Source organism: Paenisporosarcina sp. (assembly GCF_049671445.1).
In the GTDB taxonomy this organism is placed as follows: domain Bacteria; phylum Bacillota; class Bacilli; order Bacillales_A; family Planococcaceae; genus Paenisporosarcina.
The window spans coordinates 1-23684 of record NZ_JBATUX010000011.1 but is presented as its reverse complement, the minus strand read 5'-3'; the positions used below and the strand labels follow the sequence as shown (position 1 = coordinate 23684).

The following is a 23684-nucleotide window of genomic DNA, read 5'->3' as shown; positions in this document are numbered from 1 at the left end:
CTAGACATTTCTTTCTCAATTTGCACAGTCTTGCTCAAACCATTACCTCCTACTTACGCTTGTTTCCAATTCTTTTAGTCCTTCGTGTTCCTTGACTACATTTAAAACGTGTTGGAACATAGCTTTTTGTGCTTCGCCATGTGCTTTTTGTGTAAACATATCCACACTTCCGACAATCATTAGAAGTTCACGCGCCCTAGAAAGAGCTACGTTCAATCGTCGGTAATCTTTCAAGAAACCAATATTTCCGTCAGGCTGAAGATGATTACGTACGAAGCTTAGGATAATTACGTCCATCTCCATCCCCTGGAATTTATCGACAGTACCTGTCCTGCAATGTAAATGTGGAAGGTCCAGTTCTTGACTGAGCAAGCGATTCACTTTCTTCACTTGTTCCCCGTAAAAACTGATGATGCCAACTTTTTTCTTCACATGCGAATCCAAACGACCTTGTTGTTTCGCGATTGCCGTAGCCTGGTTCAAATCGAGCAACAATTCACGAGTTTTCTTCAGCTCCGCTGCATTGAAGAAGCTTCGGCTATGTTGTTCGCGCTCCTCTAAGAAACCTCGTTCATTCGGCATGTCGTACCACACAATATGCTGACCACGTTTGAACATCTTGCCATCAAGCAAGTGATCTCTGTCTTTGTTTGAATTGGCTAGACCGCACTCAAGTCCGTAGTTTTTTTCACGGTAGAAAGGATTGATCGTTTCCATGATGTGCTCATGCATTCGATATTGAATACGAAGCGTCGTTTTGCTGTCATCAGGCAAATCCTTAAACAAACGTTCAAAAATTGATTCCTTTAAGATCGCTTTCAATTCGGCTTTTTCGGTAGGGTCTTTCATATCCTCCAATAATTCATCCATCGTGTCTTGCCCAACTAAAGGAGGTAATTGATGATGGTCGCCCACTAAAATGATTTTCTTCCCTTTTAACATTGGCAGTAGTAATTCCGGTGGCGTCGCTTTAGACACTTCATCAATAATGACCACATCAAAATCGGGATATTGGTTTACGAAATCTTTACTCGCAGATATCGAACATGTAACACCAATGACATTCGCATATTGGATATACAACTTCTTGATTTCATCTAAATCGTAAGCGGTTGATTCACCAAGCATTTCTTGCCATTCCAACCGAATGTCGTTCGACACATTCAGGAAGGTTTCTTTTCTCTTTAACTCATTTAGTTGTAAAGAAGTCTGTTCATGCATCAATTTAACTTTGGAAAATAAAGCTTCTACGTCAATTAGAACGATAGCTTCACATTCAGTCACTTCATTTGCGAAAACCGTTTGTTTCATCTGTTCATCAGCAATCTTCTGCTCGATTTCATCAATCGTAGTGTGGAATTGAGTCATTTCTTGCGTTCGTTTTTGCACTACTGCTTGTTGCACAGAAGTTGCTTCGACCAAACCTTCTACATAGCTTTCTTCTGTTCCCAAATGTTCAAGTTCAAGCTTCTTTTCTGCTAGAACCTTTTCCACTTCCTCCGTTGGCGCGAGCGCATCCTTATTGGCAGACATTTCGGAAAGAGTCTTTTCAAAAGAAGCAATTATATCGTCAAGTTCCTTAAGTTGTGGGTTCAATACAGCCATCTCGGACTCGAGCTCCTGTTTATATTTCACTAACGCTTGTAAAACGACGTCTTTCAATTTTTCAAATGTCGTTTTAATTTCGTTCTTTATTTGCTCATTGCCTTGTCCTTGTGTGCTTGGGTTTTTTAAATTCTTTGATCTAGAAACTTTCAAGACCATCATATGTTCATAAATAGCAGACAGTTTTTGTCGGTCGGCTTGATTTAATGGCTCACGGAATCCGTTCATTTTTTTGGCATAATCCCGAAAAGCATCCACCACTTTATTGATATAAGGAGCTTCAAGCTTAGTTCCTTGTAAAGTAGGTAGCATCGAGATTTTCTTTGCCAACATCTTCATATTATATTGATGCGTAATCAGCTGCTGCTCAGCATAGACAATAGCTTTATTCAAGGTAACGTCTACTTCGGAAGGATTGCCACCCGCTTGGCTAGAAGCTTGATAGTTCATACGCAAACGGTCCATGTGATGAATAATTGAGCGGATGTCTGAAGCCCGAGTCCATGGTTCATTGCCAATTAACACTTGAAGATCGGTGAGTTTTTTAACATCTGGAACTTGCTTAGTTATATTTTGCATCATCAATGTCTTTGCAGATAAATTCTTTAGGTTATCCGCTTTTTGCTGGCGATCGTTTCTTCTTTGGCGAAGAGATGTTTCCGTTTGTACATATGTCAATTGCTGCTGAAGTGCTCGAATTTCTTCTTGAAGTCGAGTTTGGAGCTTTGAAAACTCCCCGGAACCTGAATACAAAGTTACTTGGCCTTGTAATCTCTCATAGCGACTTTGTGCGTCCTCTAATAAATCCTTGCTCATGTCCAAATGAAAATCGATTTGGCCTTTTTTACGATTCAATTCTTGAACGTGAGACTGACTAGTCGTCAAATCGAGCTGAAGCTTGTTTAGCTTTTCTTTCGCTAGTTTCTTTTCGATTTTCTTCGATTCCAAATCCGCTATTTCAGACTTCAATTGTTCTACCGTTGTTTCTGTTTCTTTAATAGAAGCAAGTAGTTCCAGTCCCTCTTTTTCAAACTGACTTACATGTGTTTGAATGGACGAAAGCGTCTGCTGTTTCCAGTAAAGAGCGACTTTTTCTTCAACAAATCGCTGCCCCTCTTCTTCAATGCTCTCGCTACGACCGATTCGTAAAATACGAATGTCTTGATCCGTCATCAATTTACCAAGGGCATTATCTACCGCCAAATTGGATTGTGACGCAACAAGCGTTTTTAACCCCATCTTCGCATGCTGATAACAAATTTCAGAAATCACCGTGGTCTTCCCTGTCCCTGGAGGGCCTTGAATAACGTACAAATCTTGTGCAGCAATCGCACCTTCTACAGCCTGTCGCTGAAAATCATTAAGATTTTGCTTGAACGCTAAATCTTCTGGTACTTTCCCTTTACGCACCGTTGGACGTTTTTCAAAAAGGAGTTTCTCTAAGTTCGGATTCACAGCCCAGCCGTTTTCAAGACGTTTGAAGCCATCTTTAAGACGGTTGATTTGCGCCATTTCGGCTACATTATCAAAAGCGAGCTTGCCGTTAACCGGAACTCTCCATTTCCCTTCTCTGGCTTTTTCTTGAAGGTCCTTGGTGAGTTCCACATCGATTGTTCGTTTACCCATTTGAACTTGTACAACGTTCCCAAGGCTTTGATTCGTCTCGACCAATTTCACCGCTGATTTTTTGTAATACTTATCAAAACCGTTCGGCAGCTTCTGTAGCTCAAACGTTACTTTGCGAAAGTCCGGACTTGTCCGAGCATTTCGAATCCCAATTTCAAGTCTGTCTACATCTGCATTTCGTTCCATCACACGCAAATAAGATTCCCAACCCAAAATCCGCTTCTTAATGTACTCTGATCGATCGGAAGCTATCGGCAGAGACTGAATGATTCTATAAAGAGCGAGTGTCATTTCCGTTGACACTAAACCCTTACGATCAAACGACATCTTTAACTGCAAATGTCGATTATTTCCTAACTGCAACCGCTTCTTCGTCACATAAAAATGAGCGACTTCTAGCCCATTTCCAATCCATTCGCACTCCATTACTGGGGTACCAGCCACCACTTCTGAATCTATATATAAAGACACTCGTCGTTGATTCGCCTGGCCATCTGTCAGACGCTCCATGTGTACATCAACAATAGGAGATACATTCAACAAACTCGTCAATTCATCTGCCATTTTCGGTTTACTTTTCCTAAATCGGCTACTCACGGCCAAATTACACCGCGTCACTTCCGTACTTTTCACCACACTCACTGCCTTACACACTCCTAACCCGTCCAAAACCATATCTTCCTATTGTAAAGGATTGTCCCTCTCAAATCGACCGCTCAGCCACAAACCTTTTTGTCAGTTTTGGGAAATAAACCATCGCCACCTACGAACACAAAGAAACGCGGCTGAAGATGCAATTTCAGCCGCATGATACTATCTATATCGTTTAGAAGCCTACTTGCTGCTTTTGGCTATCGCCAAAAGCCATTTCTGTTGGTGACACCCTACGTTATAGTTTCTATTATTTTACTTTTACAACTAAAGTCATGATTTTTACAACTAAAATGATCAAAATTACAATTAAATGCTCCATTTTTACAACTAAACAAGACAAATTTACAACTAAACGATTTTCTCTAGGTAATTTTGATGCAATCTCATGAAAGTATTTAATAGAATCAACCTAAAATATAGGCAATTGGCCGTATTCTAATTACTACTAATTGGTGCTGTTACAGTTTTCTAGTTTACCGTCTATGTAATACGTCTATATTTATTATTTTATCCTGAATAGACTATAAGGGAATTAGAGATTAGTAGAGCAGGACACATCAAAAAGGAGGGATATTAATCTGTCTAAAATAATAGGAATTCTCGGAGGAATGGGACCATCAGCCACAGTTGATTTATTTAATAAAATTATTTCCAACACACCAGCGATTTCGGATCAAGATCATCTTCATATTATTATTAATAACAATCCCAAAATCCCTCCTCGCATTAATGCTTTAAACCCAGGGAGCGAAACTCCTTTACCAGAGCTTATTAAAGGTGCTCAAATGCTTCAAAAAGCAGGAGCGGACTTTATTATCATGCCATGTAATACTGCACATATTTGGTATCAAGAAATTAGCAACTCCATCTATATCCCCTTTTATAGCATGATTACTAATACGGTCGACCAAACATTAATCCAAATGAAAGAAAAAAACCCTCGGGTTCTACTCCTTGCCACTCACACCACTATTAATACACGGTTATATCAACACGCATTTCAACAAACTGCTGTTACTTTACTAATTCCTAGCCTTACAGAGCAACTAGTGGTGAATCAAGCTATTAGCAGTGTAAAAGCCGGATTAATTAAGACCAACCCGTATCTCAAGGACTTGAATAAAATAATAGATGACTATGCAAATAAAGGTATCATGCACATTTTAGGTGGCTGCAGTGAATTACCTCTTTTATTTCCCTATCTAAATGAAAAAATCAACAAACTAGATCCAACTCTCATGTTGGCACAATTTGCTGTATCGAAAAGTCTCTAATGCCTATCGAATGTTTACAAAAAATTAAAAGGAGATGTCTATACTGTTTTTAGTCAAGATAACAAATCAATCAAATCCGAATTTTCTTCATATAAATCACTTCACCCTAAAAGCAATCAATTCCAAATCCAACAGAATCGTGTTGCATTTTGGTCAGATTTCAAAAGAACTCTTATTAATAATTGATAATCAATTACCTGACTATCAATTATTAATTCCTCAGAATGCATTCGGCTCTATTATTATTCCTGACCTGCCTTATGATTGTTACTTTCAAGAAAACAATCTATATTTGGGGCCAGTTATAGGTTTTATTCCTCAAGAAAAGTTCTATAAAGATCCACAACAAATGCTCATGCGTTTTGCGAAGTATGAAAAAATTAGAGGTCTTATTTTTTTGTTTAGACCTGAAAATATCAATAGAATAAGTAACACTATTGAAGGTTATTACTTTAATCCAAAAAATAAAGAATTCATTGAAGGTCTCTTCCCATTTCCAGACGTTGTATACAATAGAATTTCATTATCCAAAAAAACGGCTAAGCTCTTTAATACTATTTTCAATTATCCCAATACCATTAATAAACTAAAATTCTGGACACTACTGAGAAACCACGCTGATTTAAAGGCTTATATACCTAAGACTTTGAAATACACAAATAGTAAAAGCGTGCTGCATATGGTAGAAGGCTGTAACTCGGTTTATTTAAAGCCCTATAATAAATCTCAAGGCAAAGGCATTTTCCACTTAAAAGAGAGTGAAGAAGGTTATCTATTAACGGATGGTTCATTCAATTCAATCCATATTAAAAATAAAAAACAATTAAATAGAGTCCTGAAAAGAAAGCTTAAAGGGTCTTATTTAATTCAACAGGAAATATTCAGTATAATAGCAGGGAAAAAAATAGATTTCAGAGTTTATTTACACAAAGATCAAAATAATAAATGGTTTTTATCTGGTATGGAATCCAAAATCGCTAAAGAAGGTAGCATCATTTCCAATTTTATAAATAGAGAGAATATGATGCCTGGTGAAAAAGCACTGCAACAATATTTCCAACTAAATTCTGATGAGATTGAGCAGTTAAAAACAATCATCTTCGAGTTATCTAAAAAGGCTATAACCGAAATTGAAAAATCCGGCTATAAAGTTGGCGAAACAGCTATAGATCTCATAATAGATGAAGAATTAAAAATTTGGCTTCTTGAAGCTCAACTGAATTTTGCAGCAGAAAAAAAGCTAATACGCTCCGAGGCTGAACAACTTGTTCTTCCAATTATCCTTCCTGCCCCATTTCTCTACGCAAAAACATTATCTGGATTCTGAAACTCTTATCGTGCTTTTGGCTAAAGCCAAAAGCTTTTTTTGATTACAACTAAACTTTTTCTCAATGTGATTTGGATGTAAAAATAAAGGATTTCTTCTTTTTAAATAGAACTATAAACAAATAATCGCAAATTAATGGAGGTTCTTTATGAAATCATCTACTTATCAATATGTAACCTATATTTCGTCTACAGCAGAGAAAGTTTGGGATGCTTTGACAAACACAAAACATACGGAGCAATACTTTTTTGGAACTGCCATTCAATCAGAATGGCAAGTGGGCTCGCGAGTAGAATATTCTCGAGGTGAAGTGACGGAATTCGGAGAAATTTTGAGCTATGAACCACATCAAAAAATGTCCTACACATGGGAAAGTGTGTTTGATGAAACCAAACGAACAGAGCCGACTGTCGTCACCTTCCATTTACACGAATTGAGTGGAGGCATTGTAAAACTCACGTTGATTCATGAAAAATTAACGGATACGGATTATGTGGATGAACCCAATACCTTCAGAGGATGCAATAATGGGTGGCCTTTCATATTAAGCAATTTAAAGAGTTATCTTGAAACCGGGGAAATAATGAAGGTAACTATCTAGCGTGAGAGAAAGGAGTTTTTATAAATGAATATTAAATTCGAAATCGCACAACTTGAAAAAGAGATTGCTGAAAAAAAGACGCGGTTAAAAGAACTTAAAAAATCAAAGCCACACGTATCCGTTAACAATTATGAATTTGTAAAAGAAGATGGAAATTCAGTCTCGCTTCTTGAATTGTTTGGAAACAAAGAAGAACTGATCGTTATTCAAAACATGGGTAAATCCTGTTCGTATTGCACAATGTGGGCAGATGGATTTAATGGGGTTTACCAATATCTCGCTCATAAAGCTCCATTCGTGCTGGCTTCACCTGATTCACCAGATGTTCAAATGGCTTTCGCAGAAGAACGAGATTGGCAATTTCCGATGATATCGACGATGAATAACACCTTTAAACAAGATTTAGGCTTTGTAATAGAGGGGCAGATTTATCCTGGTGTTTCTGTATTTAGAAAAACGACAGAGGATGACATTTACTTGGTCGCAAGCGATTTCTTTGGACCCGGTGATGATTATAGTTCCCCATGGCACTTTTTTGATTTGTTGCCGTCTGGATCAAAAGGTTTCAATCCGAATGCCGTCAGTGGACGAAATAAGTAAAATTTCTTATACAAAGAGAACGGGGCTGTCCTAAAAGTCGTAAACTATGACGATGGGCAGTCCCTTTTTTATATTTAGTAGAGTTTGATTTCTGCTCCAACACACTTCCATGTTTCAAAGCTGGCAGAGCGATGCAGCAAAAGACGGATGCTTCCGCGGCATGGTCTCAGCCTCCTTGACGGGAAAACGAGTAGTGCAAAATTATTTTTGCACTACTCGTTTTCTGCTGGTCTTCAGCTCATGCAGCCTCGTATCAACAAATCTATCATTATCCAACTTGAATGATTTGTAATGTTGCTAGCTTGTAACTAAAACGTTCTTGTAATTCGCCAATTAGTGTTACAACGTCACCTTCAAGTAAGGAACTCAATACCGTGGAAGTAAGAGTGGTGGCAGTTGTGGATTGCGTTAATGATGATCCAATCTTGATCGCATCATTGATTTTCAATTGAAATGTCGATGGAATGCAAGTGAGAGCTGTTGATTCCATTACCACTTTGTAGCTTATCTGATAGACTCCCGCTTTTAAAACCTTTAATCCTTCTCGCATTAATTCAATATCCTGGCAAGGACCAGCGATGGTGAATTTCACATCACCTGACGCTGAATTTTCCGATTGTGAGTAGGCAAATCCATAAGCTGAAATGAAAGCTCCTGGTAATCCTTGTTCACCTTGTGGACCTGCAACTCCAGGTTCACCTCTTAATCCAATGGGTCCCTGCTCCCCCCTTAATCCTTGGGGTCCTGTTTCACCTGTTAGTCCTGTTCGTCCAGCGGGTCCTTGTTTTCCTCTGGGTCCTTGAACGCCTTGGATTCCTCTTGGTCCAGTAGGTCCTTGTTCACCTCTTGCTCCTTGGGGTCCTTGGTATCCTCTTGGCCCTCTTGGACCCCGCTCACATTTACATTGTTTTTGGTTGCATTTTGGACAATAATCCACACCTTCATCTCCTTTACCATAAAGCTAGATGCTTTCTCTAATTCCATTTTTTTCTTATCCGCGAAGATTAATAGGTACATTAATAAGTGTTCCACTCGAGCTGGATTGAATGGAGATAGCTCGTGTTACACCAGGCAGCGTAGTAGAGCCTTCGACGCGATACGCCCATTCTCCAAGTGCATCGACTGGCACTTGTGCAAGAAGTGGATCTGCTAGAGTGCCACCATTAAAGATGGAAATGGTGACTCCAGCGCCACTCACATCTGATGTTCCGCTAATTCTCCATTCCGCATCGCCAGTTCGGAATTCTGCACGTGTAATCGTTAAGTTTTCTGGAATTGAAGAAATTTGTACGGAATCTGAAGAAGTGCCCCCTGGTCCTTGAACTGTTAATTGAAAGGTGAGCGTTGCCGGCTGTGTAGGAAAGATAAACGTTGCGCTTTCCGTATTGGCAGTGGTTAATTGGACAGGCACTCCAGCAGTTTGTGCCCATTGAAAGCTAGTAACATCGCCAATAGCACTGCCTGTTAGCTTGACAGTTGTTCCTTGTTGAACGATTTGATTCGCCCCAGCATTTGCGATTGGTATCGGTGCGGACGCTATTACTTCAACATTTACCGTATCAGTAGATGGTCCCCCTTCACCGTCAACTGTTAATTCAAATGAAAGACTAGAAGGCGCACTTGGGGATCCAAATGAAGGGGTTGCGGTATTAGCTTCTACTAAAGTAACCGGAGTACCCGCAAGTTGGAGCCAACTAAATGATGTGATTGCACCAGTTGAATTAGTACCATTCAGTGAAACTGGTGAATTGATGAGGACGGATTGATCAACACCAGCATTGGCTGTGGCAGGAATTGGACCGTTAGGATTTCCTGTCACTGTTACAGGAATCGTTCTTTCCCCTCCTGCAGCTGACGTAATCGTTACTTGGGATGGTGCAAACGTGAGGTTCGTTGTACTTATCCCTGTCACAGGAATGACGATGTCACCTAAACCAAAGTCTGAGATTGATAAAACGGGTGCACCAAGCGAATCGCTAGACGATGCGACAATCGTAAGTTCTTGAGTGTCCGTGTTGTAGTTGGCAGTGGCTGATATAAAGTCGACTGGTACGACTTCTTTTATACTATTTGGATTATCGCTTACATTTGAAACGTTAATTGCACTAGGTGGGCGTGCACCTGTATAACGGACACGGGCAAAATATTGTCCCTCTGTCCCTTCGAGTAACGTAGAATCGATTCCTGTTCCTGTCGCATTAATCGTTTGAGCTGTATCGTCTGACGTAGCAAATACATCTAACAAACCATTTGAACTTACGCTTTGTGTATAGGTAACTCTTGTCACCTCTACTCCTGCAATCGTTGAAATTTTACCTAATACGGTAAAGTTTCTTGTTTCAATACAGTTATCCGGGTCAAGTCCTGGAGTAGTGGAACGATCTGGAGATCCAATTCCGATTCCTGGTCCTTCAATTCTGAAAAAGTTCTGAGGCTCCCCAAAAGCATCAATAAATAAACTTCCTACAATTGGATGTGACACTGCGGGGTTGCCTAGATATCCTGATGGGGCAAATGGTTCCACAGTGGGATCCCATTGTAGGAAAGGATGTACTCGACTATTTATTGCAAGGTCAAATTCTCCCCCGTTTAATCCTCCGATATCTTCTGTAAAATTAATTTCACCTGCCCCGTCTCCATCTGGCTCAGCAAAAAACGTGTCGATTCCATATGGATGTGACACTGTATACTCTACATTCGGTTGTAATCCAAAAATTCGAATTCGAACTCTCCCAAAGACAATTTGATCACCTGCAGCGGGAACTTCATTTACAAAAGCTGCTTCTAAAGCCAACACGAGTCTAGCTCTTTCACCCGTACCGGTGGTCATTTCAGCTTCTACCTGCATATAAAAAGCTTCCCCAGGATAGTTCGTTGGGAAAGAAACAGATTGTGATGGATCAGGTAAATCAGCAGATGTGATACCAGAGAATGGATCATTTGGGTCAACGTTTAATTGTAAACGCATCCCATTTTCATCTTTGTACCAGACAGGAAATCCATCAAACGCATTAATTGGTCCGACTTTCATGTAATACCTCCTTTTTTTACTTATTCGCTTTAAAATGGTTCTCTTAAGCTTAGTTAACTTTTTTTGGTAAACTCTATCTAACTTAGTTTAGATTCGTAGTATAGTTTAGTTGTCAAAAAACCCTTTAATTTCCCAGTTTATTGTTAACCTGATAGCAGTATATGAATATGAATTGAAAAAAGATAGGCACACATACATTGAAGGAGACAGTGTTTGAAATAATCGTTTAGACTCTTTTCGTTATCCCATGGACAAGTTTCGCCCCTCTCTTTTCCCACATATTGTATGTAGAGGTGGGGCTATGACTACTAGTGCAATCTTATTGTATGTAGATGTATGGATTGTCCTTTGTTTTTATGGATATTTGCTTAAAATCAAGAAACGAATTGGCTTTCAATTAGGGATGAATATTAGCATTGTGATGGGAGGAATGGCCGCTTTACTATCCGGTGTATTACTCATCATACAGTTTCCTTTTCATTTCACGTTCATAACCATGATTTCGACAGTAGCAGGGTTAACAGTTGGGGCATTTTTTGGATTGTTATTCGATTACCAGACGTTTGTAACGGGTTTAACAAACGGTATCATCATTGGGTTAATGTCACCGATGATCGGAACAGTTATAGAAATGCCATCTATGTTCATCATTTTCCTTCATGGCTTTTTTGTTTTTAGCTTACTCACTATTTTTCATTCCATTAAACGGTCGTGACGTAACCATGCTACTTATCATCTTTTTATTCATATGGAATCTAATTGATTTAAGTTCTGTTTACTGGCTTTTCAAAAAGAAACACCGATTATTTGATGACCGATTTACAACAACTATGTGTATGGCTATCACCATGATTTCTTCTTTTGCCCTCGCAGTTTATCTCAAATTACTGCTTCCTGTGAATCAATCTGGTTTTTATCTAGTTCCTATCATAGTAGGGATATGTATTGGTTTACTATTCGGTGGATTCATCCAATCACCCGCTTTGCTAACCGGAATTTACAATGGCATCATGGGCAGCATCATGGGCATGATGTTCGGTGCTGTGCTTCGAAATCCAGCTTTGTGCAACATTCCAATCGACTCTGCGGCAATGATTGAATCAAATATCGTGAGTTTAGCTATTTTCACGGCTTGTTCTCATGCACTTGTCAGTCAATTTATCCGCTATTCGTTTAAGGTGTAAAATCCTCTAATCTAAGAGGCTTAAGGCGGTGATTATGTCGAAAGCATTTATTACGCTTGTGTTAGTAGCTATTGGATTTTTGGTTTTCCAACTTCTTTGGCCCACTACAATTAATTTGCCTAAAATCGGTGCCGTTGACGAATGGCCGCTCACTGAAGTGAGTGGAAATGAGACGTCTATTCGCAATAAACCAAAAATCATTGCCTTCTTCTATACAAACTGCCCAGATATTTGTCCGACTACAATGATGGACTTAAAAGATGTGCAGCAGTTATTGAAAGAAAAAGGCATATCTGAAAATCAATATGTAATAGTGGCAGTTACATTAGATCCGCTCCACGATACGAAAGAGAAAATCAACCAATATAAGGATGCGTTTGGTATTTCGAGTGCCAACTTTTTATTTCTACGAGGAACTGAAATAGAAACGAAACAATTTACTCAAGATTTCAATTTCACCTATAAGCAAAATCAAAATGGGTTTTTTACTCACTCCACCTCCATGTATGTGGTGGATTCCAAGAATCAAATAAGAGCCCTTCACGATATGGCAATTGGCGAAAAACGAGTAAATATTGAGGAAGTAGTAAACCATTTAATCCAGTTAATCGAGGAGTAAAATGAATCAAGGTTGCGGAGGAGGTTCATTATGCATGATAAATACGAGGAAGCTGCAGCTGCATCATTTTCTTCTCCAACAAGTGCAGTTTCCTCGGAAGAAACCAGAATACTTACAGAATACATCAGCCAAAAAAATCTATTTAAAATTACAAGCCAAGACGAAACACGACGCAAGTCCCTTACGTTAAAACAGTTTTTTAAAATGAAACGAAATCAACAAGTTGTGATAACTTCTGCAATCGAAAATGAGGGCAGTAAAATAACTGAAGGAAAAGTCGCAACCATTGGAAGAGATTTCGTCATGGTAACGGATGTACAAAAACGCATTTGGATTCCCTACAAATTTATAGACTCTGCAACAATCCCCTTTGGATTTCCTACTTACTCCAACACCCATCAGCATTTTATATATGATAATCATTTGCAGCAAAAGCTCGTCCTTCAATTTGGCGAAACAGTAGTGAAAAAGGAAGCTCTCATTCGGCAGTTTTTTGAGGAATCTTTACAAACCAATCTGCTTTCTTGGCGCGGCTTGTGGGTTGAAGTGAAAACAGCTGAAAAAATAGTTCTTGGAAAACTAGACAAAACGACGACAAAAGAACTATCACTTCAACTGTTCAAAACAACAAAAAGTATCCCACTACACGACATTCACTATATTTCTACAATTGGTTTTTTTGCTTTATGGAGACAGATTTCGAAAGTTCTTTACAAAAAACTTAAAATTTTAATGACAGGAGACTTTCAAAGTGGATCACACAGAAAATGATTTATTTTTGGTATTTAAGAAGCTCTTGGGAGAAGAAATACTGGTCATCACAAAACCAGTTCAACTTAATTTATTGGGGCAAGTTTTCAGGCCCATTTTTACTGGAACGATCTCCGAAGTGCATGAAGGACATGTGACCTTGTCACCTGTCATTATCAAAATGATTAATGCACCATTTTATAATTTCCCTTTTCCGCTAAGTATTCCATTTGAGCAACTCGTATCTTACTCAACTGAAATACCTAGTGACGCAGTATTCCCATTAGCCTAATAAGGAGTGATGCAAGAATGACCAATCAGAGTGAATCCAAATCAATAAACACAATGAGAGAGGAAGCTCTCGTCACTTACTTTCGCAGAAATATCGGGCGAAGAGTGTTTATTCTAACGGAATCTTTTCCCTTTATGTTTATTGGTAAAATCAAAGATGTACATGGGGATATGCTTGTTTTGGATGTTGAAACAACATCCGTACCTGCTTTAGAAGGAAAAGCATGGAATGTGCATATCGATTCGATTGATTTGTTCTATGTAGAAACAGGTATCGGTGCAAAAATTCCACATTTAAAAAATAATTCGCAAGAAGAAGCGTCAACATGATTAGAAAGTACCATGTTGTAGCCATACCAATTCGAATAGTTGTGAATACATTTGGTGACCACAACCCAAATGGCATGATGTACGTATTGAAAGAAAATGAACAGAAAGTAAAAGATTTAGTGAAAAAAAATCCTTTCTCTCCCGTCGAGCTCGTACGACCTCTCGTCATCAGAGCGACTGAAGGAGAAATAATAGAGATTCTATTTGAAAATAAAATACACTTTCACACGAGCATGCATTTTCAGGAAGCTGAATACGATGTTTGCCAATCAGATGGTGCAAACGTTGGTTTCAATAAAGATAGTACGGTGGCTCCAGGTGATACGATTTTGTATCGAATACATGCCGTTAATGAAGGCACGTATATCTTTTCGGACTTAGGCAATCCATCAAGTGGAGATGAAGCTTCTAATATCAACGGTCTCATTGGTTCTTTGTTTGTAGAGAAACGGTTTTCATGGTGGACAGATCCTGAAACAGGAAAGCCGATGAACAGCGGAGTTTATGCAGATGTTCATCATCCTCTGTTACCTTCATTTCGAGAGTATGCCTGGATTTTTCATGATGAAATGGAAGTGAACGATCTAACAGGAAATCGTCCCATCAATCATTTAACAAACCAGGAAGAGGAATCATTTCACGGAGTTAACTATCGCTACGAACCACTGAATAGACGTCAACAGCTCATTGATGAAGGGGTCGTTTGTCCAAACTGCGAAGGTGAAGAAGTCCACCATGATTCATGGGTATTCGGTGATCCTTCTGCACCTATTCTGCGTGGATATGTGGGAGATTCCGCGAAAATTAGACTGATTCATGGTGGCGTAAAAGAAACACATGTCTTTCATTATCATGTCCATCAATGGTTGAGCGATCACCAAGACCTCAACTCTGAAGTTGTCGATTCACAATCGATTAGTCCACAGAGCCATTACACGGTTGAACCGCTTTATGGCTTAGGAAGTTTGCAAGGATCTTTTGGAGATGCGGTTGTTCACTGTCATCTTTATCCTCATTTCGCGGCTGGCATGTGGGGAATGAACCGAGTTTTCAATACGCTCCAAGATGGCAGTCAGTGCTATCCTAACGGTGTCCCGATAAAACCACTGCAACCTCTGCCTGACACGAAAGCTCCACCTAAGCCTACAAAACTAAAACCAGGGTTTCCTAATTTCATTCCAGGTAAAGTGGGTTATAAAGCCCCTCGTCCACCTCTTGGCATAAAAGGAGGCAGAGGATTGACTGAACTAGAGCGTCATGCGGCAATTGCCAACCCAAGACCTGGCGCAGTGTTTACGGATCCTTGCCCAGTAGACACACCTGTAAAAGAATTCAACATTTCATTAATTGAGCTGCCCATAACCTACAACAAACAAGGTTGGCATGATCCAAAAGGGCGTATCTATGTACTCGATGAAGATATAGAAGATGTTTGTTCAGGAAAAAAAGAACCCGAGCCTCTCGTTATCCATGCACCTGCACATACTAGCTTTCAAATAAATTACACGAACAGAGTGCCTCATTTACTTGATGGCGATGCCTTCCAGCTCGTTACAAGAACGTACGAAAATGGCTTTCATATACATTTTGTTAAGTTCGATGTCCTTGTCAATGATGGTGCGAATGTTGGATGGAATTATGATTCTTCCATATTACCTGGTGAAACTATCCAGTATTCCTATTACGCAGATGTCGAGTTAAAAGCATGGTTCTTCCACGATCACTTATATCCAGCTTCTCATCAGCAACACGGTGTATTCGGGTCAGGTGTTGTGCATCCTCGTTTTACAACTTATGTCGATTCCGCTACAGGAGAAGAAGTCGATCATGGTACGCAAATTACGGCATTGAACCCATTAATTCCAGATTACCGAGACTTTGTGTTATTTGCTCAGGACTTTGCATTGTTATTTAATAAAGACGGAAAACCACTAAACCCTCCGAAATTCCCAGGTTCTAATGATGACCCAGGTTTATTCGCTGTCAATTATAAAAACGAACATCTTCAATTCCGTTTAGGAAAAGATTGTGATCCAGCGTATACGTTCAGCTCTTACACAAATGGCGATCCGGTTACCCCTATTTTGAGAGCCTATGAAGGGGATTCCATTCGCATTCGCCTCCTTCAGGGAGCTCAAGAAGAGTCCCACAGCTTAAATGTTCATGGTTTGAGGTGGCATCGAGAACGCCACAGTCTGAATTCAAAACTTCAAGATCAACAGCATATCGGCATTTCGGAGTCGTTTACGATGGAAACATATATTCCACGGTCTGGAGATTATTTGTGGGCGTTTGAAACGGAAGAAGATTTATGGAACGGCCTTTGGGGTCTGATTCGAGCATATGATGAGAAAGTTCCAGATTTAATTCCTTTACCAGACAGACCCGGTCCATTAAAGCGTTCAAAACCATTACCTGAATGTACTGGTAAAAAGCCGCCGCAAGCAGAAAATCCAACTCTTGTTCCGGCGGATGGACCCGTTCGCCATTTCGATATAGTCGCTTTTCAACTTCCCATAGTCTACAACGATTTTGGTGATCATGATCCAAACGGCATTATTTTTGCGCTTGCTGAAGATATGGAGGCCATTGTAAATGGCACTAAAAAATTGGAACCTTTAGTTATTCGGGCAAATGTAGGCGACACCGTAGATGTGAAATTAACCAGCTTGTTGAAATTCGAATTATTCCCTTTTAAAGATGGCATTTACCCGTATCCAATTGTAAAGGAACAGGCATTCTACCCTCCTTCTCTAAGAATTTCTTTGCACCCTCAATTGATTCAGTATGATGTTAAAACCTCAGCGGGTGAAACAGTCGGATTCAATGGAGACCAAACCGTTGGACCAGGAGAAACGAGAACGTACCGCTGGTTTGTCGATACGTCTGTCGGTGCTTGTGGCATGTGGGATATGGCCGATATTCGTAACCACAAATCACAGGGAGCCTTCGGAGCTTTTATTGCAGAACCAAGAGGAACTGAATATTTAGATCCACATAGTTTATTGCCAGTTCGTTCTGGAGCCAACGTTGTGTTACGTAACCCGTTGTTACCGAATATAAGAGAATGTGTTTTGATTATGCATGATGGAGTCAGATTGCTGGATAAAGAAGGTCAGGTCATTATCGATCCGATTGCGGGAATTATCCCTCCTCTTGTTGAAGAAGCAGAGGAAGTTGATACGTATGATCAAGGGTCCAGAGGCTTTAATTATCGAACGGAACGATTAACAAACCGTTATCAAAAACACCCAGTGATGCATGAACTCTTTGATTCTAATGTTTTTGGAGACCCTGCCACTCCTTTGTTTGAAACGTATGTCGGAGAACCAGTAACGATTCGTTTAATTACCCCTGCTGAAAGAAGACGTTCTCATACATTCCATCTTCATGGTCACCGCTGGCGGTTTCAAGGGAGTAATTTAAATTCGCGTACAGAATCATTCGTTGGATTCAATCTTGCTGGAGCAAATCGGAACTTGGAATTGCTTGGTGGAGCAGGAGCTTACAGCGGATTTCCTGGAGATTATATGTACCGCTCAGGGAATATGATGTGGGACGTCGAGCAAGGGATGTGGGGAATTATAAGGGTTCATAATGAGTTAAAGAATCACTTACCTCCTTTAGAACAATAGGAAAGATTGAGGAGAAGAGGTTTTTCTCCTCTTTTTTCTACTCAAAATATGAAAGGTGGTGAAAAAATGAAAAAAGAGCATACTACTGACCATTCTTCACATTCGGTGGCACATCAACAAAGCGATTATTTCCATATCCCCCATCGCTGTTGCCCCGACCAATTTCCTTCCCCCACATATCCTTCCGCTGCGGATTGCCTGCCGCCAGACATGTTAGAACAAGTTGTTGAAAAAATTAGAGATGCCAATGAACTGTTGCTCAATCTCGCATTAGACGATAATCGACCACAGCATGAAACCTATCAAAAGATGTTTGATGGATTAGTTGGTATACGTGTTGAAATCACGAATCTACTTGGTGAAACCACCGAAGGAAAAATAACATTAGTAGGATTTGTTTTTGTCGTTCTTCGAGAAGAAGAGATGAATATCATGTTCCCCTTTAGTGAAATTGACTCGATTAAGCCATTTGGGCGCTATGCAGAACCTTATCACGATCCTGAATTGACTAAGATAGATTCTTGCTTCCGAAGGGATTTAACGTTTCACTTTGGTGAAGTTGTGTCTTCTTCACCAGAATTAATTCAATTATTTTTCAGGATCCGTTTAAGTGTTTATTTGCTACTATTCAAAGAAAAACGAATCCTCGTAAAAACTGATGCCTTAACACATGAAGGGCTACTGACCGACGTCAATAAAGAGACAATTACCTTGAAAGTAGAGGAAGAAAGTACAATCTTCCCACTAGCGATGATCAAACTCATTACGATGACTGCATAAATGTAAAAAGTCAGCACATTGAAGTTGGACTTCATGAGCTGACCTTTTTTATAGATTGGCTCTTATAGTTGAGTACTTATAAAAAAGAGGGAATTGGCTCCCTTGCCGCTGATTCCCATACTTACTTTCAACAGCAACTTTTATTTGAGAGATAAAAAAACTTTGTTAAAGAAAGCTGCTGATATTGAGTAACAAAACGAAGTGCATTTGCTTATAAAGGCACGCTAAAATTCCGACATCGTGTCAGAACGTCCTCATGACCCTCAAATTTGTTGGCTCAAGTGGACTGTGAAGAAAGCTCAAATGTACGATTAACCATAATATCGTCGTTAAACTGAGCCATCAAGTTCAAGATTCTCTTCCATGTTAAAAGAATGTCCTTTCACTACATTTATTTTCATGACATGAGCTATCTACAACAACATTCACAATTTTTTCAACGGAAAAAATCCATGTACGTCCCTTTTCATGTTCTCTTATATCATTTTCTTCAAGTTCAATATCTTCTAAGTCGTCTTCTTCGCCCAGATGATTTTGATCTGTAAAGATCTCAAGTTCCAATACTTCTTCATGAGTCTCATCGCTAGCCGGCAATGTTTCTTCAACTAGCATTTCAACAAAATTCGAACCGACGAATGCAAGTTTCCCAATAACTTTTGTGCCGTTATCTAATTCTATTTCACAATTACAGCCTAGTAATTGACGCAAGCGATAATTAAGCCCACCTTGTAAACCAGCTAATCGAATTTGAAAATCATTATCGCACAAATTTTCACGACAACGATGGTGTTTACAACCACAACAATAGTCAAAACAGCAACAGCGCGAGTAGGAACGATCGTTAAAATTAAGGTCGTAGTTATTTACCTGTTGACCCTGGCAATTACAATTTTCATAATCATTCTCTTCCATATAACATCCTCCCTTCGTTTTCTTTTTACTATATGAATTTTTCTATTTAATAGATGGTCATTAACCTATGTCAAAGAGTATTGTTTTGTTTTCAATCTATGTAGTCCTATTTTCTATAGTGCCCTGTTAGATTAACCGGTTGATTTCCTATAGCACCCCCTTTCATGTTTCGAAGCTAGCGTATCAACTGCAATATTTAATATAGTTTTCAATAAAAAATAGCCAACCCACTAGTAATGGATTGACTGCTATTTATTATAGATTTCCTTATACGCAATGACTTGTAACGCGAGCATTTCTTCTTTCGTTAATTTCTCGCTAAGAACCTGTAATACTTCTTCTTTAGATGCAGTCCCATTTTGAACATCCGATTGAAGCTCTCGTAGTTCAGTCATGCCAACCTTTTTAATTAGAACACGAGTAGCTTCTCCTTTAGAGGTGAACGGCAAGGTGCTTTCATCCGCTGACTCCGCTTCTTTCACCATCTTTATTAACTCGGGATCACTTTCTATATAGGCTTTCACATCGTTTATTTGTCCACTATCCTCAAGTTCTGTTGAAGCCGAATCTACCAGTTCCTCTGAAGCAACATTAGTTCCGTAATAATAAACACCATAACCAATCGCTCCGAAAATCAAAATTGCAATGAACAATTTCTTCATCTTCTCACTCCCTTTATTCCTTTATTAACCGTGCATTATATAATAGACGTTTGGGAGAGAAATTAGTCACAGAAATCGTCAATTAAACGAATACCCTGTTTTTAGGCAAGAAAAAAAGGAGCAATCTGCCCCCTCATTCTACTTACTCTTCTTCATTTTTGTTTTCTTCATCTACTTCGTCTGCATCTTCGCCATCTTCTACACCATTATCTTGATCTACGCCATCGCCGCAACCTGCTAAACCACCGAATAGTAATGCTCCAACAAGTCCACTAGCTGCTAATCCTTTTTTATAATCCATGTTAATCTTCCTCCTCATATGTTTGTTTTTTATTTGTATTGCGCTTGTTACTGAATTTTACCCCAGATAAAATCGTTATAAACCTTAACTTTTAAAAATATGTATTTAGTCACTGTTAGGATTCCATTCGCTTATTGATTTGGTTTTGATAGAGCGAATGTCTCATCTAGTTAACTTGCTTATGAACCATATTTGAGCGATAAATTCTCGGATTGAGCGATAAATTCCTAAAATGAGCGATAAACCAAAACCCACTTACCATCTCTGTCTCAAGAACCCTGCTTGGTCTTCTAATGAGACAAAACATATTAAAACGGACCACAACAACAGACGTTTCCTAATGCTAAAACAATCGTGTTCGAATGTTATGTATGTATCTGAAATATCATCAGCTTGTCTTTCATATAATTTGTTAAACAATGAATTTGCTTTCCATTGCAGGAGGAATTACATGAAAAAAATAAAGTTGTTCATCATCCTTCTTTTCATTTGTGGATGTACACCGCAACCATCACAACCAAAACCACAAGTCATCCCACCTACCCCATTACCAGAAAATGACTTTCTCATTATTGGCCATCGCGGTGCGTCAGCTTATGCAGCTGGTCATACTCTAGCCGCTTATGAAATGGCCGTTTTAATGGGAGCGGATTACATTGAAATTGATTTGCAAATGACGAAAGATGGAAAACTCGTAGCGTTACATGAATCGGTAGTCACGCTTCATAACGCACAGCAAGCTGTAGCAGATGTCACGTTTGACGAAATTCAACTTCTATCCCCTGGGAAAGAGTTTGATAGAAATCATTTATCGTATACGTTACCGAATTCACTTGATTTACGTATTGTTGATTTATCGAAGATTCTTACTTACTTTGGGGATCGGGTTAATTACTACATTGAAATGAAATCACCTAAAGTGTATCCAGGTATTGAAGAAGAGCTTTTACGGCAACTAAGCGAACATCATTTGCTCAATAGAGATGACCCCATTCCGAAAGTAATTATCCAGTCCTTTAGCGCCAAAAGCTTAAAAGAAGTATTTGCGTTGGAGCCATCCATCCCATTAATACAACTATATAAGTTCAGTAAAAAAGCTCATCTTTCCAAAAAAGAACTTAAAGATGTGACTACATACGCTGCTGGGGTCGGTGTAAATGTGGAGGCAGTGAATCGGAAATTCGTCGATAAGATGCACAGCGAAAACTTGCTTGTTCACCCTTATACCGTCAACGATGAAGATATGATGCGCAGTCTCATGGATCTTGGTGTAAACGGAATTTTCACCGACAGACCTGACGTCGCACTTCGGGTGAGAAATGACCAAAGCAGTACGGAAATTGAGTTGTACCCTTAGAGATTTGCGAGTCTCTTTGGACTGCAAACCGTAGTGCAACCTAACGAACGAAAAAGACGAGCTGTGATAAAGTCACAGCTCGTCTCCTTATTTCTAAAGGCAATAATATGGTAGTTTTTTCGTTTACCACTCCTCTCCAACCTTAAAGATTCAAGTACCTTGTTGGCGGAAGAGAGAATCGATACTTACTTTACACAACTTTTTTAAAACATCGTAACTTTATTTAAAAGCAACCGCTAGTCCCATTTGTACTCGAAATCAAATTTATGTTATCGAACAATGGTAACCGGGCACGGGGCATCGTGAAGAACGCCATAACTCACGCTACCCATTACGACTCCAGCAACTGCCCCCAACCCACGGTAACCCATTACAATTAAACCTGCATTTGCTTCCTTAGCTTCTTGACAAATCTCAACTTTCGGTAAGCCTATACGTACCTTTACTTGATACGGTACCCCTGCCTCTTCAACGATTCCCTTTACTTTCACTAATGCTTCGGCAGCCAACATCTGGGTGTAATCCTCTACATCCTTTTTGTTAAAGAATTTTTTCACATTCGGTGAAGCGAAGTTAGGCTGTACATTTAATAAAATTATTTCCCCATCTGTTTTTTTGCCAAATCAATGGCATACTGAAGTGCTTTAATTGAACTATTAGAGCCATCTGTCGGAACAACAATAACATTACTCATCTCATCACTCCTTATCTGTCTTCATTATAAATAAAATTGCTAACTTTAGGTATACTTATTTTCTGAATATTCATATAAATGTAATTCTAACCTCTAATGTGTATGCTCCAAGCAAAAAAATACCACAATTAGGAAATATACAAAAAGAGCACTTCCACCTCTTAGAGAAGTAGAAATGCTCGAGTCAGAGATAAAGAATTAAATTCCTGCCTTGGTACCTTTAAATCTTAATAAGTTTTTCCCAGCAAGAACTAGTGCAGCTATTGCAGTAATTAAACTTACAATAAAAAAACCATTTGCATATGATGGGATACTTTTCTCTGGTACCCGATCATTTATTTCAAGAAATAAAAAATGTACTCCAATTCCAGTTCCATCAACATTTGTTCCAAGTGACCTTAAATCCATTCCTTTGTTAATCAACAAGACAGTAACAGCTATAAGAAGAACAAAGACACCCCATCTATAATAAATCTTCATTTTCACCCCACCTCTTCACTTATAATTCTATATTTTCTATTTTAATCCTTCTTTAAAGAGTAGATTGAATATACACATTAATTCACTTACTCAAGTGGATTGAACATATACAGAATAGGTAGACACTGTTGCCAAATTCGTTTAAATTTTGCTGATGTAAATAGTATAAAGAGATCATTGTCTAAAGAGGCTGGCTTTAAGTCACTTTACGATAGGCACGTCTCTCTGCATATTCGCTGCACGGTACACAAACGTGCATCACGTCATTTCGATCATTTCGAAATTTTCGCAACGGCTTCACTTTTCGCTTACAAATCGCACAAGACTTTTTAAATAAACCAAACATGTACATTCTCCCCTCTCATCAGTTTTTCCCCATTTATTCTTCATCCGGGCACAATACACAACGTGACCCTCTCCTATTTATTCAACTCGTGACATTCGATTACAAACTAATTATGTAAATCAATCATTCTCCTATATTTTTTCAGGGATGCTTTTTGCATTCTATTAAATGAAAGAATAGATACACGCTGCATATAAAAAAACGGCTGGAGATTACAATTTCAGCCGTTTCTTGATTTTCCTATACATTTACGGACGAACAAATTAAGACTCGCCTCTTCATTTGATATCATTATTTATGGACATCCAATATCTTATTCTATGTTAACAGCAGTTACTGTTATTCCTGCCAAAACCAACCGAATCTTGGAGTAATAGATCCTTTACTTTTCAACAATAAAGCCACTTAGTGCACTTGCGTAAAGAAATGGGTTACGTATTATTTTACCATATAATTCTAAATCCTTTATAATAGGAAAACTTTTATACCCATACCTTTTATTCACTTCCAATATCCATACATGTGAATCCTTATTTAATATAAAATCAATTGCAAGATCCCCATAACAACCATGTTGATCAAGCGTCTGACATGCTTCAATACAAACGTTAACAATTTTTTGCTC

21 protein-coding genes and 1 pseudogene are annotated in these 23684 nt (G+C 39.0%); 13 read left to right on the top strand and 9 right to left on the bottom strand.

Going from position 1 to position 23684, the window contains the following annotated elements; all coding sequences use genetic code 11:
- Window positions 1-42: 42 nt before the first annotated feature.
- Entirely contained in the window at window positions 43-3873 is a 3831-nt protein-coding gene (locus WBG45_RS01040; protein WP_424411940.1) for an AAA domain-containing protein, read from the bottom strand.
- A gap of 584 nt (window positions 3874-4457) precedes the next feature.
- Here WBG45_RS01040 and WBG45_RS01035 point away from each other — a divergent pair.
- The 4 genes from WBG45_RS01035 to WBG45_RS01020 all read left to right on the top strand — a co-directional run bounded on the left by WBG45_RS01035 (window position 4458) and on the right by WBG45_RS01020 (window position 7687).
- A complete protein-coding gene (locus tag WBG45_RS01035; protein WP_424411941.1) occupies window positions 4458-5159 on the top strand; it encodes an aspartate/glutamate racemase family protein in 702 nt (233 codons plus the stop codon).
- A 139-nt stretch (window positions 5160-5298) separates the two neighbouring features.
- The gene (locus tag WBG45_RS01030; RefSeq protein WP_424411939.1) at window positions 5299-6486 is read left to right on the top strand and encodes a YheC/YheD family protein; all 1188 of its coding nucleotides are present in this window, start codon (window positions 5299-5301) and stop codon (window positions 6484-6486) included.
- Between the two features lie 148 nt (window positions 6487-6634).
- Window positions 6635-7087 carry an SRPBCC domain-containing protein gene (locus WBG45_RS01025; RefSeq protein WP_424411938.1) on the top strand — a complete coding sequence of 151 codons (453 nt, stop codon included), beginning with the start codon at window positions 6635-6637 and terminating at the stop codon, window positions 7085-7087.
- 24 nt (window positions 7088-7111) lie between these two features.
- On the top strand, window positions 7112-7687 hold the full coding sequence (locus WBG45_RS01020) for a DUF899 family protein (protein ID WP_424411937.1): 576 nt from the start codon (window positions 7112-7114) through the stop codon (window positions 7685-7687).
- 268 nt (window positions 7688-7955) lie between these two features.
- Here the strand turns inward: WBG45_RS01020 and WBG45_RS01015 are convergent, their stop codons facing one another.
- The gene (locus WBG45_RS01015; protein WP_424411936.1) at window positions 7956-8624 is read right to left on the bottom strand and encodes a collagen-like protein; all 669 of its coding nucleotides are present in this window, start codon (window positions 8622-8624) and stop codon (window positions 7956-7958) included.
- 54 nt (window positions 8625-8678) lie between these two features.
- On the bottom strand, window positions 8679-10718 hold the full coding sequence (locus WBG45_RS01010) for a PKD domain-containing protein (protein WP_424411935.1): 2040 nt from the start codon (window positions 10716-10718) through the stop codon (window positions 8679-8681).
- Window positions 10719-11019: 301 nt separating this feature from the next.
- On the opposite strand from WBG45_RS01010, the gene WBG45_RS01005 reads away from it, so the two are divergent.
- From WBG45_RS01005 to WBG45_RS00970, 8 genes are all read left to right on the top strand, one after another.
- Complete coding sequence (locus WBG45_RS01005; RefSeq protein ID WP_424411934.1) at window positions 11020-11433, top strand: hypothetical protein; 414 nt, start codon at window positions 11020-11022, stop codon at window positions 11431-11433.
- Window positions 11378-11902, top strand: coding sequence for a hypothetical protein (locus tag WBG45_RS01000; RefSeq protein ID WP_424411933.1), 525 nt, complete (start codon window positions 11378-11380; stop codon window positions 11900-11902). Before WBG45_RS01005 ends, WBG45_RS01000 begins: the two co-directional genes overlap by 56 nt.
- 34 nt (window positions 11903-11936) lie before the next feature.
- Window positions 11937-12521 (top strand): SCO family protein, encoded by a 585-nt coding sequence (locus WBG45_RS00995; protein ID WP_424411932.1) that lies wholly within the window; start codon window positions 11937-11939, stop codon window positions 12519-12521.
- A gap of 30 nt (window positions 12522-12551) precedes the next feature.
- Window positions 12552-13292 (top strand): hypothetical protein, encoded by a 741-nt coding sequence (locus WBG45_RS00990; RefSeq protein ID WP_424411931.1) that lies wholly within the window; start codon window positions 12552-12554, stop codon window positions 13290-13292.
- The gene (locus WBG45_RS00985; protein WP_424411930.1) at window positions 13273-13563 is read left to right on the top strand and encodes a hypothetical protein; all 291 of its coding nucleotides are present in this window, start codon (window positions 13273-13275) and stop codon (window positions 13561-13563) included. The genes WBG45_RS00990 and WBG45_RS00985 overlap by 20 nt, the downstream gene beginning before the upstream one ends.
- Before the next feature lie 134 nt (window positions 13564-13697).
- Entirely contained in the window at window positions 13698-13892 is a 195-nt protein-coding gene (locus WBG45_RS00980) for a hypothetical protein (protein ID WP_424411929.1), read from the top strand.
- Window positions 13889-17527, top strand: coding sequence for a multicopper oxidase domain-containing protein (locus tag WBG45_RS00975; RefSeq protein ID WP_424411928.1), 3639 nt, complete (start codon window positions 13889-13891; stop codon window positions 17525-17527). The genes WBG45_RS00980 and WBG45_RS00975 overlap by 4 nt, the downstream gene beginning before the upstream one ends.
- A 66-nt stretch (window positions 17528-17593) precedes the next feature.
- Complete coding sequence (locus tag WBG45_RS00970; RefSeq protein WP_424411927.1) at window positions 17594-18307, top strand: hypothetical protein; 714 nt, start codon at window positions 17594-17596, stop codon at window positions 18305-18307.
- A gap of 366 nt (window positions 18308-18673) precedes the next feature.
- Here the strand turns inward: WBG45_RS00970 and WBG45_RS00965 are convergent, their stop codons facing one another.
- From WBG45_RS00965 to WBG45_RS00955, 3 genes are all read right to left on the bottom strand, one after another.
- A complete protein-coding gene (locus WBG45_RS00965) occupies window positions 18674-19219 on the bottom strand; it encodes a hypothetical protein (RefSeq protein ID WP_424411926.1) in 546 nt (181 codons plus the stop codon).
- Window positions 19220-19467: 248 nt separating this feature from the next.
- Window positions 19468-19881: a hypothetical protein gene (locus WBG45_RS00960; protein WP_424411925.1), complete on the bottom strand. Its 414-nt coding sequence runs from the start codon at window positions 19879-19881 to the stop codon at window positions 19468-19470.
- 142 nt (window positions 19882-20023) lie between these two features.
- Window positions 20024-20182, bottom strand: a complete 159-nt coding sequence (locus WBG45_RS00955) for a hypothetical protein (protein WP_424411924.1) — start codon at window positions 20180-20182, stop codon at window positions 20024-20026.
- A gap of 451 nt (window positions 20183-20633) precedes the next feature.
- Between WBG45_RS00955 and WBG45_RS00950 the strand changes: the two genes are divergently transcribed.
- Window positions 20634-21539: a glycerophosphodiester phosphodiesterase family protein gene (locus WBG45_RS00950; protein WP_424411923.1), complete on the top strand. Its 906-nt coding sequence runs from the start codon at window positions 20634-20636 to the stop codon at window positions 21537-21539.
- A 269-nt stretch (window positions 21540-21808) separates the two neighbouring features.
- On the opposite strand, the pseudogene WBG45_RS00945 reads toward WBG45_RS00950, so the two are convergent.
- The 3 genes and pseudogenes from WBG45_RS00945 to WBG45_RS00935 form a co-directional block, all read right to left on the bottom strand.
- Window positions 21809-22233, bottom strand: a pseudogene (locus WBG45_RS00945) (universal stress protein).
- A gap of 198 nt (window positions 22234-22431) precedes the next feature.
- Window positions 22432-22713 (bottom strand): hypothetical protein, encoded by a 282-nt coding sequence (locus tag WBG45_RS00940; RefSeq protein WP_424411922.1) that lies wholly within the window; start codon window positions 22711-22713, stop codon window positions 22432-22434.
- Window positions 22714-23441: 728 nt separating this feature from the next.
- On the bottom strand, window positions 23442-23684 hold a 243-nt coding region (locus tag WBG45_RS00935), incomplete at its 5' end, for a YheC/YheD family protein (protein ID WP_424411921.1).

What these genes read in the sequence shown, in the direction of transcription:
- WBG45_RS00970 (WP_424411927.1), top strand. Translation starts at nt 17,594, where the DNA reads ATGAAAAAAGAGCATACTACTGACCATTCTTCACATTCGGTGGCACAT.
- WBG45_RS00955 (WP_424411924.1), bottom strand. Translation starts at nt 20,182, where the DNA reads ATGGATTATAAAAAAGGATTAGCAGCTAGTGGACTTGTTGGAGCATTA.
- WBG45_RS00950 (WP_424411923.1), top strand. Translation starts at nt 20,634, where the DNA reads ATGAAAAAAATAAAGTTGTTCATCATCCTTCTTTTCATTTGTGGATGT.
- WBG45_RS01020 (WP_424411937.1), top strand. Translation starts at nt 7,112, where the DNA reads ATGAATATTAAATTCGAAATCGCACAACTTGAAAAAGAGATTGCTGAA.
- WBG45_RS00960 (WP_424411925.1), bottom strand. Translation starts at nt 19,881, where the DNA reads ATGAAGAAATTGTTCATTGCAATTTTGATTTTCGGAGCGATTGGTTAT.
- WBG45_RS00990 (WP_424411931.1), top strand. Translation starts at nt 12,552, where the DNA reads ATGCATGATAAATACGAGGAAGCTGCAGCTGCATCATTTTCTTCTCCA.
- WBG45_RS00975 (WP_424411928.1), top strand. Translation starts at nt 13,889, where the DNA reads ATGATTAGAAAGTACCATGTTGTAGCCATACCAATTCGAATAGTTGTG.
- WBG45_RS00940 (WP_424411922.1), bottom strand. Translation starts at nt 22,713, where the DNA reads ATGAAGATTTATTATAGATGGGGTGTCTTTGTTCTTCTTATAGCTGTT.
- WBG45_RS01005 (WP_424411934.1), top strand. Translation starts at nt 11,020, where the DNA reads ATGACTACTAGTGCAATCTTATTGTATGTAGATGTATGGATTGTCCTT.
- WBG45_RS00965 (WP_424411926.1), bottom strand. Translation starts at nt 19,219, where the DNA reads ATGGAAGAGAATGATTATGAAAATTGTAATTGCCAGGGTCAACAGGTA.
- WBG45_RS00980 (WP_424411929.1), top strand. Translation starts at nt 13,698, where the DNA reads ATGTTTATTGGTAAAATCAAAGATGTACATGGGGATATGCTTGTTTTG.
- WBG45_RS00995 (WP_424411932.1), top strand. Translation starts at nt 11,937, where the DNA reads ATGTCGAAAGCATTTATTACGCTTGTGTTAGTAGCTATTGGATTTTTG.
- WBG45_RS01025 (WP_424411938.1), top strand. Translation starts at nt 6,635, where the DNA reads ATGAAATCATCTACTTATCAATATGTAACCTATATTTCGTCTACAGCA.
- WBG45_RS01010 (WP_424411935.1), bottom strand. Translation starts at nt 10,718, where the DNA reads ATGAAAGTCGGACCAATTAATGCGTTTGATGGATTTCCTGTCTGGTAC.
- WBG45_RS01000 (WP_424411933.1), top strand. Translation starts at nt 11,378, where the DNA reads ATGGCTTTTTTGTTTTTAGCTTACTCACTATTTTTCATTCCATTAAAC.